The sequence below is a fragment of the Aeromicrobium sp. 636 genome (assembly GCF_024433585.1).
GTDB classification, from domain to species: Bacteria; Actinomycetota; Actinomycetes; order Propionibacteriales; family Nocardioidaceae; genus Aeromicrobium; species Aeromicrobium senzhongii.
Genome location: NZ_WNJU01000002.1, coordinates 328,099 through 340,331, shown reverse-complemented (window position 1 = coordinate 340,331; position 12,233 = coordinate 328,099). Strand labels below are relative to the sequence as shown.

At 72.0% G+C, this 12,233-nt stretch carries 11 protein-coding genes; 3 read left to right on the top strand and 8 right to left on the bottom strand.

The window, feature by feature from the left end; all coding sequences use genetic code 11:
• Positions 1 to 13: 13 nt before the first annotated feature.
• Complete coding sequence (locus GL325_RS08225; protein ID WP_154596645.1) at positions 14 to 619, top strand: TetR/AcrR family transcriptional regulator; 606 nt, start codon at positions 14 to 16, stop codon at positions 617 to 619.
• A 73-nt stretch (positions 620 to 692) separates the two neighbouring features.
• Here GL325_RS08225 and GL325_RS08220 read toward each other — a convergent pair whose 3' ends face one another.
• A complete protein-coding gene (locus tag GL325_RS08220) occupies positions 693 to 1,229 on the bottom strand; it encodes a YceI family protein (RefSeq protein WP_187769205.1) in 537 nt (178 codons plus the stop codon).
• Between the two features lie 97 nt (positions 1,230 to 1,326).
• On the opposite strand from GL325_RS08220, the gene GL325_RS08215 reads away from it, so the two are divergent.
• Entirely contained in the window at positions 1,327 to 1,815 is a 489-nt protein-coding gene (locus GL325_RS08215; RefSeq protein ID WP_154596643.1) for a MarR family winged helix-turn-helix transcriptional regulator, read from the top strand.
• A 79-nt stretch (positions 1,816 to 1,894) separates the two neighbouring features.
• Here the strand turns inward: GL325_RS08215 and ettA are convergent, their stop codons facing one another.
• The 5 genes from ettA to GL325_RS08190 form a co-directional block, all read right to left on the bottom strand.
• Positions 1,895 to 3,577: an energy-dependent translational throttle protein EttA gene (gene ettA, locus GL325_RS08210; protein WP_187769204.1), complete on the bottom strand. Its 1,683-nt coding sequence runs from the start codon at positions 3,575 to 3,577 to the stop codon at positions 1,895 to 1,897.
• A gap of 61 nt (positions 3,578 to 3,638) precedes the next feature.
• Complete coding sequence (locus GL325_RS08205; RefSeq protein WP_187769203.1) at positions 3,639 to 5,237, bottom strand: GTPase; 1,599 nt, start codon at positions 5,235 to 5,237, stop codon at positions 3,639 to 3,641.
• Positions 5,234 to 6,961 carry a dynamin family protein gene (locus tag GL325_RS08200; RefSeq protein WP_154596640.1) on the bottom strand — a complete coding sequence of 576 codons (1,728 nt, stop codon included), beginning with the start codon at positions 6,959 to 6,961 and terminating at the stop codon, positions 5,234 to 5,236. Before GL325_RS08200 ends, GL325_RS08205 begins: the two co-directional genes overlap by 4 nt.
• A gap of 67 nt (positions 6,962 to 7,028) precedes the next feature.
• Entirely contained in the window at positions 7,029 to 7,205 is a 177-nt protein-coding gene (locus tag GL325_RS08195; protein WP_187411523.1) for a Trm112 family protein, read from the bottom strand.
• A complete protein-coding gene (locus GL325_RS08190) occupies positions 7,202 to 7,552 on the bottom strand; it encodes a DUF3499 domain-containing protein (RefSeq protein ID WP_187769202.1) in 351 nt (116 codons plus the stop codon). The genes GL325_RS08195 and GL325_RS08190 overlap by 4 nt, the downstream gene beginning before the upstream one ends.
• A gap of 48 nt (positions 7,553 to 7,600) precedes the next feature.
• On the opposite strand from GL325_RS08190, the gene GL325_RS15970 reads away from it, so the two are divergent.
• Positions 7,601 to 8,053, top strand: a complete 453-nt coding sequence (locus tag GL325_RS15970) for a metallopeptidase family protein (RefSeq protein ID WP_187769201.1) — start codon at positions 7,601 to 7,603, stop codon at positions 8,051 to 8,053.
• Between the two features lie 4 nt (positions 8,054 to 8,057).
• On the opposite strand, the gene GL325_RS08180 is transcribed toward GL325_RS15970, so the two are convergent.
• Positions 8,058 to 9,380, bottom strand: a complete 1,323-nt coding sequence (locus tag GL325_RS08180) for a DUF5719 family protein (protein ID WP_187769200.1) — start codon at positions 9,378 to 9,380, stop codon at positions 8,058 to 8,060.
• On the bottom strand, positions 9,377 to 12,181 hold the full coding sequence (locus GL325_RS08175; RefSeq protein WP_187769199.1) for a glycosyltransferase: 2,805 nt from the start codon (positions 12,179 to 12,181) through the stop codon (positions 9,377 to 9,379). The genes GL325_RS08180 and GL325_RS08175 overlap by 4 nt, the downstream gene beginning before the upstream one ends.
• Positions 12,182 to 12,233 lie beyond the last annotated feature (52 nt).

Here is a 12,233-nt window from a genome sequence, read left to right as displayed (position 1 = left end):
CATGCTGTCCACCATGAGCACCGACTCGGCGAACGGCCGCGATCGTTCCGCCTCCACGCGCGAACGGCTCCTCGCCGCCGCGGTCGAGGCGTTCGCCACCTCCGGCTTCGCCGGCACCACGACGCGCGACATCGCCTCGCGCGCGGGCATGAGCCCGGCCGCCGTCTACGTGCACCACGCCACCAAGGAGGACCTGCTGTTCGAGATCTCCCGGCGCGGGCACCGGTCCGCGGTCGAGATCATCGAGGAGGCCTCGCGCCGCTCGCAGGACCCCGTCGTCCGGGTGCGCACGATGGTCGAGGAGTTCAGCCGCTGGCATGCGGTCAACAGCCGGGTCGGCCGCATCGTGCAGTACGAGTTCGACGCCCTCACCCCCGAGCACCGGGCCGAGATCGCCGAGTACCGCCGCGCCATCGAGGCGCTCATGCGCGACGCGCTCGAGGCCGGGGTCGAGGCCGGCGTCATGACGGTCTCGGACACCAAGGGCACCTCGTTGGCCCTGCTCTCCCTCAGCATCGACCTGGTGCGCTGGTACCACCCCGGCGGCACCACGACACCTGAGGACATCGCGGCCCTGCACGGCGAGCTCGCCGTCCGCATCGTCGGCGCCGCCGCCTGAGCCGGCCCGGAGACGACGAAGGGGCCCGCGACACCCGGGGGAGATGTCGCGAGCCCCGACGGGCGGTGGCAGGTCAGGCCTGCAGCACGGCCTCGGCGTTGATGACCAGCGTGATCTTGTCGCCGATCATGAACTTGTCGCCCTCGAGCGGGATGTTGAAGTCGATGCCCCAGTCCTTGCGGCTGATCTGACCCTTGGCCTCGACGCCGATGCGGGTGCCGCCCCACGGGTCCTTGCCCTCGCCGAGGAACTCGACGACGAGCTCGATCGGCTTGGTGACGTCCTTGATGGTCAGGTCGCCGGTGACGACGAACTCGGTGTCGTCCTTGCGCACGACGCCGGTCGAGACGAACGTCATCGTCGGGCTGGTCTCGACGTTGAAGAAGTCGCCCGAGCGCAGGTGGTTGTCGCGGTCGGCGGTGCCGGTGTTGATCGACGACAGGTCGATCGTCGCGGTCGCGGTCGAGGCGGTGATGTCCTCGGCGGTGACGATCGTGCCCTCGAACTTCTCGAACTTGCCACGCACCTTGCTCATCAGGTGACGCACCGTGAAGCCGATCTCGGTGTGCGTCGGGTCAAGCTGCCAGGTGCCGGTGGTGATGTCGCTCATGTGTTCTCCTGAAGTCTGTGGTTGATCGTTCAACATGTTGGACGGTACAGCATGATTGAACTTTCAATCAAGTCGTTGAACATGTAAACTAGTTCACATGAGTGATCTGCCCATCGCCTCCGTGAACGACACCCGGTGGCTCGATGAGGAGCAACAGCGGTCGTGGCGTGCCTTCCTGGGCGGATCGACGGTCCTGATGGACCGACTGGACCGCGACCTGCGCAGCGAGCACGGCCTGTCGATGTCGGAGTACGAGATCCTGGTCCGGCTGTCCGAGGCGCCGGACCGGTCGATCCGGATGGCGGACCTGGCCGCGGCCCTGTCGCACTCGCGCAGCCGCATCACGCACACCATCGGCCGGCTCGAGCGGGACGGCATCGTCACCCGCGTCCAGTGCGACACCGACGGCCGCGGCGTCACCGCCGTCCTGACCGACAAGGGATTCGAGCTGCTGGCCACGGCCGCCCACACCCACGTGCGCGGCGTGCGCGAGTACCTCGTCGACCTCGCCTCACCCGAGGACCTCGCCGCCCTCCGGCGCGTCATGGAGGCCGTCCAGGAGTCGATCGGCGGCCGCCGCTTCTAGAACGAGAAATGCTCCCATTCCCACCTTTCAGCACGGCTGAAAGGTGGAAATGGGAGCAAATCTCGGGACGGGCGGGACCTCAGTCGCGGGTCAGGCGGCGGTGCGTGACGCGGTGCGGGCGGGCCGCCTCCTCGCCGAGGCGCTCGATCTTGTTGGCCTCGTAGGACGCGAAGTTGCCCTCGAACCAGAACCACTGGCCCGGCTTATCCTCGGTGCCCTCCCACGCCAGGATGTGCGTCGCGATGCGGTCCAGGAACCAGCGATCGTGCGAGGTGACCACGGCGCAGCCGGGGAAGTCCAGCAGCGCGTCCTCGAGCGAGGACAGCGTCTCGACGTCCAGGTCGTTGGTGGGCTCGTCGAGCAGCAGCATGTTGCCGCCCTGCTTCAGCGTCAGCGCCAGGTTCAGGCGGTTGCGCTCACCACCGGACAGCACGCCGGCCTTCTTCTGCTGGTCCGAGCCCTTGAAGCCGAACGAGGCCACGTAGGCGCGGCTGTTCATCTCGAAGTTGGCGACCTTGATGAAGTCGAGTCCCTCGGAGACGACCTCCCAGACGTTCTTGTTCGGGTCGATGTTCGCGCGGTTCTGGTCGACGTAGCTGATCTTGACCGTCTTGCCGACCTCGAGCTCGCCGGAGTCGGGCTCCTCGTTGCCGGTGATCATGCGGAACAGCGTGGTCTTGCCGACGCCGTTGGGACCGACGACGCCCACGATGCCGGCGCGCGGCAGCGAGAAGCTGATGTCGTCCCACAGCACACGGTCCTCGAAGCCCTTGGTCAGGTGCTTGGCATCGAGGACGACGTCGCCCAGGCGCGGGCCGGCCGGGATGTTGATGTCGGTGGTGTCGATCTTGCGGGCCTTCTCGGCCTCGGCGGCGAGCTCCTCGTAGCGGGCCAGACGCGACTTGCTCTTGGTCTGGCGGCCCTTGGCGTTGGAGCGGACCCACTCGAGCTCGCGCTCGAGCATCTTGGCGCGCTTGGCGTCCTTCTGGCCCTCGATCTTGAGACGGTCCTTCTTGGTCTCGAGGTAGGTCGAGTAGTTGCCCTCGTAGCCGTGGATCTGGCCACGGTCGACCTCGGCGATCCACTCGGCGACGTTGTCGAGGAAGTACCGGTCGTGGGTCACGGCCAGGACGGCGCCGGGGTAGCTCTTGAGGTGGCCCTCGAGCCACTGCACGCTCTCGGCGTCCAGGTGGTTGGTGGGCTCGTCGAGCAGCAGCAGGTCGGGCTGCTGCAGCAGCAGCTTGCACAGCGCGACGCGGCGACGCTCACCACCGGAGAGGTTGTCGACCAGCGCGTCCGACGGTGGGCAGCGCAGGGCGTCCATGGCCTGCTCGAGGCGGCTGTCGACGTCCCAGGCGTTCGTGTTGTCCAGGTAGGTCTGCAGGTCGCCGGTCTCGGCCATGAGGGCGTCGTAGTCGGCGTCGGGCTCGCCCATCTCGGCGTACGCCTCCTCGAGGCGCTTCATCTTGCCCTTGATGTCGGAGACGGCCTCCTCGACGTTCTCGAGGACCGTCTTGCCCTCGGTCAGCGGCGGCTCCTGCTGGAGCATGCCGACGGAGGCGTCGGGGTCGCGGACGATGTCGCCGTTGTTGGGCTGGTCGAGGCCGGCCATCAGCTTGAGCAAGGTCGACTTGCCCATGCCGTTGGGACCGACGACGCCGATCTTCGCCCCGTGCAGGAACGAGAGGGAGACGTCGTCGAGGACGACCTTGTCGCCGTGGGCCTTGCGGACGTTGCGCAGAGAGAGGACGTAGTCAGCCATGATGCCCACCAGCCTAGCCAGAGCGCGGCAAGGACGACCGACCGGCAGGCGCGGACACGCGTCAGCGGACGGCGGTGGCCAAGCCGCTGCACCAGCGCTCGTAGCGGTCGATCTCGTGGCGCAGTCGCGCCACGACGATCCGCTCGGTGGTGCGGTTGATCGCCTCGGTGAGGGCCTTCTCGGCCCGCGCGCCCGCCCGGCGGGCTGCGACGCTCCCCAGCCAGCGCGACACCAGCGTCAGGGCGATCGCGAACAGCAGCCCGAGGGCGACGGCCATGAGCGGCAGGCTCATGCCCAGCGGACGGGGCGCGCCCGACCACGGATCCGGGTCCACGAGGCCGAAGACCGACGCGGCGCACCAGGCGCCGCCGACCACCACGGCGATCATGGTCAGCCACTGCAGGCCCGCGACAGCGGTCCACCACAACGGACGGTGCTTCAGGCCCAGGTCGACGCCGGCGACGGCCTCGTCGAGCTCGTCGATCACCGCGCGGGTCTCCTCGCCCACGACGGCGTGGATCACGGAGGCGCGCCAGGGTCGCGACATGCCCTCGGTCGCGGCCTCGGTCGCCTCGCGCAGGGCGAGGTCGGCACGGGCGCGCTGCACCGACGGCGAGATCGGCATGGTGCCGGCGACCGCGTCGCGCGCGGAACGGCCGAAGCCCAGCTCGCGCAGCGGGTCGTGCCGCAGCCGGCCGACCCAGCCGATGAGCGGCCAGTCGGTGGCCACGACGGCACGGCGGGCCATCGAGTCCTCGACCGCGTCGGCGATCTGGGGCACCCCGGCGCAGGCGACGAACGTCTCGACGAGGGCGTCACGCGTGGGGCGGTCGAGACCGGGGACCGGCTCGACTCCCCCGACCTCCGCGAGCCGCTGGGCCACCTGGCGCACGTCGGCGACGAGACGGGCCTGCGACGCCCGCTTGGAGCTGATGCGCCGACCGATCTCGGCACGCAGCTCGGGCAGGCCCGCACCCGTGACCGCGCTGGTCGCGATGACGGGCACCCCGCCGAAGCCCTCGCGCTCCAGGATCTGCTCGAGGTCGTCGACCGCGATCTTCAGGTCGGTGTCGCTGAGTCGGTCGGCCTGGTTCAGGACGACCAGCGAGGCGTCCTTGTGCGTCGCCAGAGGCGCCAGGTAGTGCTCGTGGATCGCCGCGTCGGCGTACTTCTGGGGGTCGAGCACCCACACGAAGAGATCGGCGTAGCGCGCGACGTGGTCGACGACGTCGTGGTTCTCCTGCACGACCGAGTCGTGGTCGGGCAGGTCCAGCAGGACGAGGCCCTCGAAGGCGTCGTCGCGGGGCGCGTCGAGGATGCTGCGCCGGGCGATCTGGTCACGGCGAGCCACCCCGATCCAGTCGAGCAGCTCGGTCGCGCCGGCCGGACCCCAGGCACAGGCCAGCGGCGTGGACGTGGTGGGGCGCAGGTAGCCGACCTCAGCCAGCTCGAGCCCGCTGAGGCGGTTGAACAGCGAGGACTTGCCCGAGCCGGTGGATCCGACCAGCGCGACCACGGTGTGCTCGGCCGACAGCTCGAGTCGTTCCTTGGCGTGCGCGAACGTCGCCTCGGCGGGACCGGCGACGGCGGGGTCGAGCACGTCGCCCGCGGCCTCGATGGCCGAGCGCAAGGCGTTGACGCGTTCGTCGAGTGCGCTCATCGGCTCCGCCTTCCTCGGGGTTTGTCGACGGCGCCGATCGCCGCCTGGAGCTGCCACTGGGCGGTCTCCAGCCTGTTCGGGTCGGGCAGCAGGGCCAGGTACCGGTCGGCCTCGGACTCGAAGAGGTCCTCCAAGCGGCGCGACAGATCCCGACCGGCCTGCTCGGCCAGGCTCCGGACCGCCTGGTCGCCGAAGACCGCGTTGAGCACCGCCTGGCCCGCGGCCGCGGTGCCGCCCGCGATGCCCACCTCGGCACCGGTGAGCCCCGCGGTGCCGGCGAAGACGACCACCATCAGGCTGACGCCCGCGGCGTTGACGCCCAGCGACAGGGCGCGCGCCTTGCTCTTCTTGTCGGCACCCTGCTCGGCCACGAGCTCGAACACGGCCTCGCGCCACTCGCGGGCGATGCGCTCGGCCCGCACCCGCACGTCGCGGGACGCACGATCGAGGCCGCGCTGGCGGTCCAGCAGCACGCGACCGGGCTCGGAGCCGTCCCAGGCCCGCGCCGCCTCCTCGGCGGCGCGCTCGGCACGGTCGAGGATCATCAGGTGCAGTCCCGAGAGCGCGGCCTCCTCGACCTCGTCGGGGCTGGTGGGCCTGCGCTTGAACAGACGGTCGCGCCAGGAGCCGACGGTGCGCTCCAGCTTGCGGAAGATCTCGCCGGAGCCCACGAAGTCCTGCCACCGGGCCAGCACCTCGCCGCGCAGCATCGTGCCGTCGGTCGCGGCGGTCATGAGGTCGCGGTGCGCGCCGACGTAGACCGACTCGACGTCCTTGCGCAGCTGCTCGGCGGCGTCGACCTGGCGGGCCAGCGCCCCCTCCAGGCGCCGGGACGCCTCGATGTCGTGCAGGATCGCGCCCTGGAGCGTCTTGAGGACGATCGCGCGTCGCTGTGCCTCGTCGTCGGCCAACATGCGCAGCCACGTGACGACCTGCGCCACGTCGCCGGCGGGCAACACACCCTCGGAGTCGGGAGTCGACTCGGGGACGGAGAACAGGGCGACGTCGGCCAGGTCGTGCTCGCTGAGCATCCGCGCGAGGTGACGGCGCACCTCGACCAGGGCGTCGTCGGACGTGCGGTCCAGGACGACGGCGATCGAGGCGTCGCGATCGGCGGCCCGGCGCAGGTAGTCCCACGGGACCTGGTCGGCGTACCGCGCGGCCGAGGTGACGAACAGCCACAGGTCGGCCGCACCGAGCAGCTGCTCGGCCATCTCGCGGTTGGTCTCGTCGATCGAGTCGAAGTCGGGGGCGTCGAGCACCGCGACGCCGGGCCACAGGGTCGAGCAGGCGACCTGGCGGATCGTGTTGGCCCGACGGCTGTTGGAGCCGGTGCGGGCGACCTCGGGCAGGATCCGGCCGGACCGGAACCACTCGGTGTCGGCGGGGTGGTGCACGAGCACCGGCGTGCGCGTCGTGGGCCGCAGGACGCCGGTGGCGGTGACGCGACGGCCGACGATCGAGTTGACGAGCGTGGACTTGCCGGCACCGGTGGAACCGCCCACGACGACGAGCAACGGAGCGCCGATGTTCTCGAGCCGGGGGACGACGTAGTCGCCCAGCTGCTCGGCGACTTCGCGCTGCAGAGCGCGGTCCCGTTCGACTCCGGGGACCTCAAGCACCAAGGGCGTGGCCACGACAGCGGCAGCAAGGCCCGAGAGGCCTTGGAGCAAACCGTCCTCGACCACGGCCTCGCGCGGGGGAATGGCGGTCGGCTCTGTCATCTCAGATCTCTCACCATCGTAGAGCAGACAGAACCGCCGGACGCGCCAAACACCCGTGGCGGATGTTTCAGGTGTTGTTGAGCGGACGCGCCTCGTCGACCAGCATCACCGGAATGTCGCGGCGGACCGGGTACGCGAGAGCGCAGCCGTTGCACACGAGCTCGTCGGCGTCGACGTCCACGAACAGGCCGGAGCGGCACTGCGGGCACACCAGGATCTCGACGAGGGCTGGATCGAGGTTCACGGGACCACCGTAGCCGAGTCGTCGCGCACCAGACGCAACACGGGGCCGCGGTCGTCCGCGGGGACCTCGGTGGTCGGCCGGCCTGCCTCGCGCACGGCCTCGGCCAGGGCGACGAGGTCGTCGTGGGTCGGCTCCGGCTCGGTGAACTGGGGCGCGAGTCGCACGACGCTCCAGCCCTGCGGGGCCGAGAGTCGCTCGGCGTGCCGCGAGCACAGGTCGTAGGCGTGCGGCTCGGCATAGGTGGCCAACGGCCCCAGCACGGCGGTCGAATCGGCGTACACGTACGTCAAGGTGGCCACCGCGGAGTTCGGGCAGCCTGCGCGCGAGCATCGACGTTGCAGTCCCACGAGGCGAGGTTAACCCCCGACCCCAGCCGACCGCAGTAGGCTCACCGCGTGGCCAGCGAACCCGGACCCCGAGTCCCCGTGCACGGCCCCCGGCCCGGTGCCGCCCGGGACCGGCGCGGACGCGGGCCACGCGGCGTGTTCTCGCTGCCCGGGCCGCTGACGCCGCACGGCGCTCCCATCCACCGGACTCCTCGCGAGGCCTTCGACGAGCTCGTCGCCGAGATCCTCACCCGGCTGGACCGCCACTTCGAGCGCGAGCCCGACCACGTCGAGGTCGCGATCGAGGAGGCGCCGCTGCTGCCGTACGGCTGGGACGAGCCGGTCCCCCGCAGCATCGTGAACCCGGCTCCTGGCGGCTACCGGATCGTGCTCTACCGGCTGCCCATCATCGGCCGGGCGCGCTCGGCCGCCGACGTCGAGGACGCGGTCTGGACCGTGCTGCTCACCCGGCTCGCCGAGGTGTGGCACCACGACCCCGAGGACCTCGACCCCCGCGACTGACGGCTCAGCGCACCGAGACGCCCGGGGCGACCACCGACACCGGCGCCTGACGCACCGTCGCAGCGGCGATCCGCTCGCCGTCGACCTGCCAGAGGCCGGCCCTGATCTCGGCGCCGTCCACCGGCGTGACGACCAGGTACGCCGGCTTGCCTTCCGGAGCGCCGACCGTGGTGGAGGCACCCGCCTCGAGGCTCACCCGGCGCTCGCCCAGCGACTCCATCGACGCCGAGAAGGACTCGACGACGACCTCGGCGGACTCCTCGGCCGTGAGCACGAGGCGGACCGCGCGCCCGTCCATCCGGACGGGGACGACGGCAGGACCGGTGATCGGGGGCGCCGGGGCGACCCGGGCGATGTCGTCGTCGGTCTCGACCGTCGCCGACGCCACGACGGGCAGGTCGGACGTGACCGCCAGTGACGCCTGGTCGAGGTCGACCGCACCGGGCACCGTCACGACCCGGGTGGACTCGGGCTCGACCGAGACGTCCTCGAGGCCCTGCGCCGCGAACGAGCCCTGGGGACCCCGCACGGCGACCGTGACGTGCGCCGTCGACGTGCCGGGGTTGGCCAGCTCGACGCGTGTGGTGCCGCCGCGCGGGATCCCCGCGAGGACCTGGGACCTCGCGGCACCGCTGGCCGGGGAGACCAGGTCGGCGCCCGCACGCCCGGCGTCGAGGGCGACCGCCGTCAAGGACCCGCGTCGCCGCGAGACGTGCGCGGCGACCGCGCCCTCCCCGGCGGCCACGTCGTCGACGGAGATCTCGCGCCGCTCGCCGGGCTCGACCACGAGGCCCGAGGTGTCGAGGGACTGGATCGGTCCGTTCGCACCCCACCACGTGAGGTCGGCGACGGCCCGGTTCTCGCCGAGGTTGATGAGCGTCACCGTGGCCTCGGCGCGGCCGGTGTCGCCGAGACCCACGAACCACGCCTCGTCCACGACCGGGGGGCAGGAGCCGAGGACGGCGTCGCCCGAGGAGGTGCCGGCGACGTAGCCGACCGACCCCGAGCCCGCCCCGGACTGCTCGAGCACGAAGGCCTCGCCACCTGGCTCGGCCGTGCGCCAGCGATCGGCCTGGGCCCAGACCGGGTCGGCGGCGGCCTCCGGCGGGATCGGCCGGGCGACCGCCTCGGTGCCGGGTGAGACCTGGCCCGCGGCCACGGTCCACCCGGGAGCGACCTGACACGCCCAGACCGTCTGGCGGACGTCGACGCGGCTGCTGCCACCGGCCACGACGGGAGGATCGGGCTCGGGGACGAAGGACACGGCCCCGACGAGCACGAGTGCGATCAGCGGGAGCACCAGGCGAACGGGAATGCGGCCGATCATGCGTCCTCCTCGTCCGGTTCCGGCTCCGGCGCCTGGTTGCGGCGCACGGGCAGCGCCGCGACCACCGCGGCGACCCAGGCCAGCATCCAGGCGCCCGCGAGCCACGGGCGGGCGGGGCCCGCACGCGGGGCCGGTTCGGCCTTCACGTCGGACGTGACCGACCAGACCCGCGAGTCCGGCGAGTCGCTGCCCTTCTGCGCCAGTCCCGGTGCCGCGTCGATGCGGCGCGCGAGATCCAGGTCGACGTCCGGGGCGTACAGGCTGTCGACGCCGAGTCGGGCGAGCTGGTCGACGTCGTCGCGGGTGGGCGTCGTCACGAGGGACTCGATGGTGTCGTGCAGTCGCTTCTCGCGGTCGGCGGTCGTGCGCAGGGCCTCGGCCCCGAGATACGGACCGGGACCGACGACGGCGTCCGCGACGATGCCCGACTCGGAGTCGCCGGTCAGGACGACGGTGGTGCCCGGCCGCGCAGCCAGGAACGCCGGGACGACCCGCGCATCACCGGACTCGAGCGGGTCGGCGATGCCGCGCACCACGAGCCACCCTCCGGCCAGGATCGGGAACGCGGCCAGCAGCGCGATCGCGGGGCGGCGCCACGACCGGTAGCGCCGGGTGCGCAGGACGGGCCAGGCGAACAGCACGGCCGTCAGCAGGCCGCCCATCCAGACACCGGCACCGAGGCCGGACCACGCGCGCACCGCCGGAGCGCCCGGGTAGGGCACGAACGTCGAGATCGAGGCGAGCAGGCCTGCCGCCAGGCCGACGAGGGCGACGATCCAGGCGGCTGTCACCGCGCGCCGGGTCGCTGACGGGACGAGCGCGGCGATGGCCAGCACGATCAGCGGGAGCGCGATCCACCACGGGCCCGAGCCGGCGCCTCCGCCCGTGCCGGTGACGACGTCCCACGCGGTGGCCGGGGCGTCGACGGGGTTGCCGGCCTCCCACCAGATCCGTCCCGTGAAGACCCGGTCGAACAGCCACGGCCCCAGCAGGGCCGTGCCGACCGCGGCGCTGGCCGCGAGGTACCGCGCCGCGGGGCGCACCAGCACGGCGCACACGGCCAGGGCGATCATGCCCAGCGCCCAGGCGACCGGCGCGAAGGCCGCGACCAGCGCGATCCAGACCCCGACCAGGACGGCACGCGTCCACTGCGGCTCGAGGACCAGCCGCAGGAGCACGTTCGCGAACAGCGGCGCGACGACGAGGGCCACGACCGTGCCCAACCGGCCGCCGGCGACGGCTCCGGTGACCGCGACCATGAGGCCGTAGGAGGCGGCCCAGGTCATGCGCACGGCGCGGTCGTCGCTGACGAGCCGCCCGAAGCGGTGCGCGGTGAGCGCCGCGAACGGGACGGCCAGGACGGTCAGGATCCCGGCGATGATGCCCGGCGCGAACCACACGACCAGGCCCACGACGGCGAGCGGCAGGACGTAGGCCGGAGCGCCGTCGGCGCTGCCCAGGCCCACCGCGTGCGAGCGCTCGAAGATCAGTCCCCACCACGCCCGGACCGAATCGGGCGACGCAGGCAGCACAGGGCTGAACAGGTTTCCGGTCGCGACGGATCGAGCCGCCACGACCGAGCCGGCGAACAGGACCAGCACCCACGTCAGCCACGGCCACCGGCGCCACCACGACGGCCGGTCGACGACGACGGGATCCTCCTCGTCCTCGTCGCCCACGCCGATCGAGCGAAGCCCGAGCGACTCGACGGACTCGGGTCGCACGACCGCCTGGAAGGTGGTGGCGGCGACGTCCAGTCCGTGTTGGTACGGCATCCAGAACGGCGCGAAGAGGTCCGAGAGCTCGCGGTTGCTGCGCCGCACCAGGGGCCGGCGCCGGCGGCGGGCGGAGATCATCGGACCGGGATTGGCGAAGACCGTGACCATCGCCGCGATCTCGCCGCGCGCCGAGCGCAGGTCCTTGCCGATGATGAAGCCGACGAACCGCACCAGCGACCCCAGGAACAGCCGGATGGAGGTCAGGGGGAACTTCAGCGGGTCGCTGTTGGCGAGCATCGTGTACAGCGCGGCGGCACGGCGCTCGCCGGCCTTCTCGGGGACGCCCTTGCGCCGGACCCGTCGACGGTTGCTGCTGGCCTCGGCGTGGAACACGATCGAGGTGGGTGCGGTCCGCACGCGGTAGCCGGCGCGGTTCGCCCGCCAGCCGAAGTCGATGTCGTCGAAGAACAACGGCAGCCGCGGATCGGTGCCGCCGAGGCGCTCCCACACGTCGCGCCGCACGAGCATGCCGGCCGAGCCGACGGCCAGGACGTCGCGCGGGCGGTCGTGCTGGCCGGCATCGGGCTCACCGGACTCCAGCATCGTCTCGCGCTGGCCGGTGCCCGTGACCGTGAGGCCCACCTCGAGCAGACGGCGCAACGACGGCCACTCGCGGACCTTGGGCCCGACGACACCGATGCCGGGGTCCGCGGTCGCCTCGTCGAGCAGCCCGGAGAGCGCGTCGGGGTCGCAGATCTGGTCGTCGTGCAGGAGCCAGATCCAGTCGTAGGCCTCGGTCTCGGACTCGAGGGCCACGGCCACCTGGGCGCCGAAGCCGCTGCGAGCCGGCGCCTTCACGACACGCGATGCGCCCGTGTGGGCGTTCAGCAGGTCGCGGGTGGCCGGATCGGTGTCGTCGTGGACCAGCACGAGGTGGTCGGGACGGTGGTTCAGGCGGTCGAGAGCGGCCAGAGTCTGGGGCAGCCACCGCGATCCGCGGTGGGCCACCAGCACGGCGAGGACGGTGGGAGGCCGCGATCGCCAGGCGGCGACCGGAGCGTCCTGATCTGCGTCGTCGTGCATGCTCGCCACCTTAGGCGGTTGCGACGAACCGCCCGGGGTCAACGAAATCGCG

What these genes read in the sequence shown, in the direction of transcription:
- GL325_RS08225 (WP_154596645.1), top strand. Translation starts at nt 14, where the DNA reads ATGAGCACCGACTCGGCGAACGGCCGCGATCGTTCCGCCTCCACGCGC.
- GL325_RS08220 (WP_187769205.1), bottom strand. Translation starts at nt 1,229, where the DNA reads ATGAGCGACATCACCACCGGCACCTGGCAGCTTGACCCGACGCACACC.
- GL325_RS08215 (WP_154596643.1), top strand. Translation starts at nt 1,327, where the DNA reads ATGAGTGATCTGCCCATCGCCTCCGTGAACGACACCCGGTGGCTCGAT.
- ettA (WP_187769204.1), bottom strand. Translation starts at nt 3,577, where the DNA reads ATGGCTGACTACGTCCTCTCTCTGCGCAACGTCCGCAAGGCCCACGGC.
- GL325_RS08205 (WP_187769203.1), bottom strand. Translation starts at nt 5,237, where the DNA reads ATGAGCGCACTCGACGAACGCGTCAACGCCTTGCGCTCGGCCATCGAG.
- GL325_RS08200 (WP_154596640.1), bottom strand. Translation starts at nt 6,961, where the DNA reads ATGACAGAGCCGACCGCCATTCCCCCGCGCGAGGCCGTGGTCGAGGAC.
- GL325_RS08180 (WP_187769200.1), bottom strand. Translation starts at nt 9,380, where the DNA reads ATGATCGGCCGCATTCCCGTTCGCCTGGTGCTCCCGCTGATCGCACTC.
- GL325_RS08175 (WP_187769199.1), bottom strand. Translation starts at nt 12,181, where the DNA reads ATGCACGACGACGCAGATCAGGACGCTCCGGTCGCCGCCTGGCGATCG.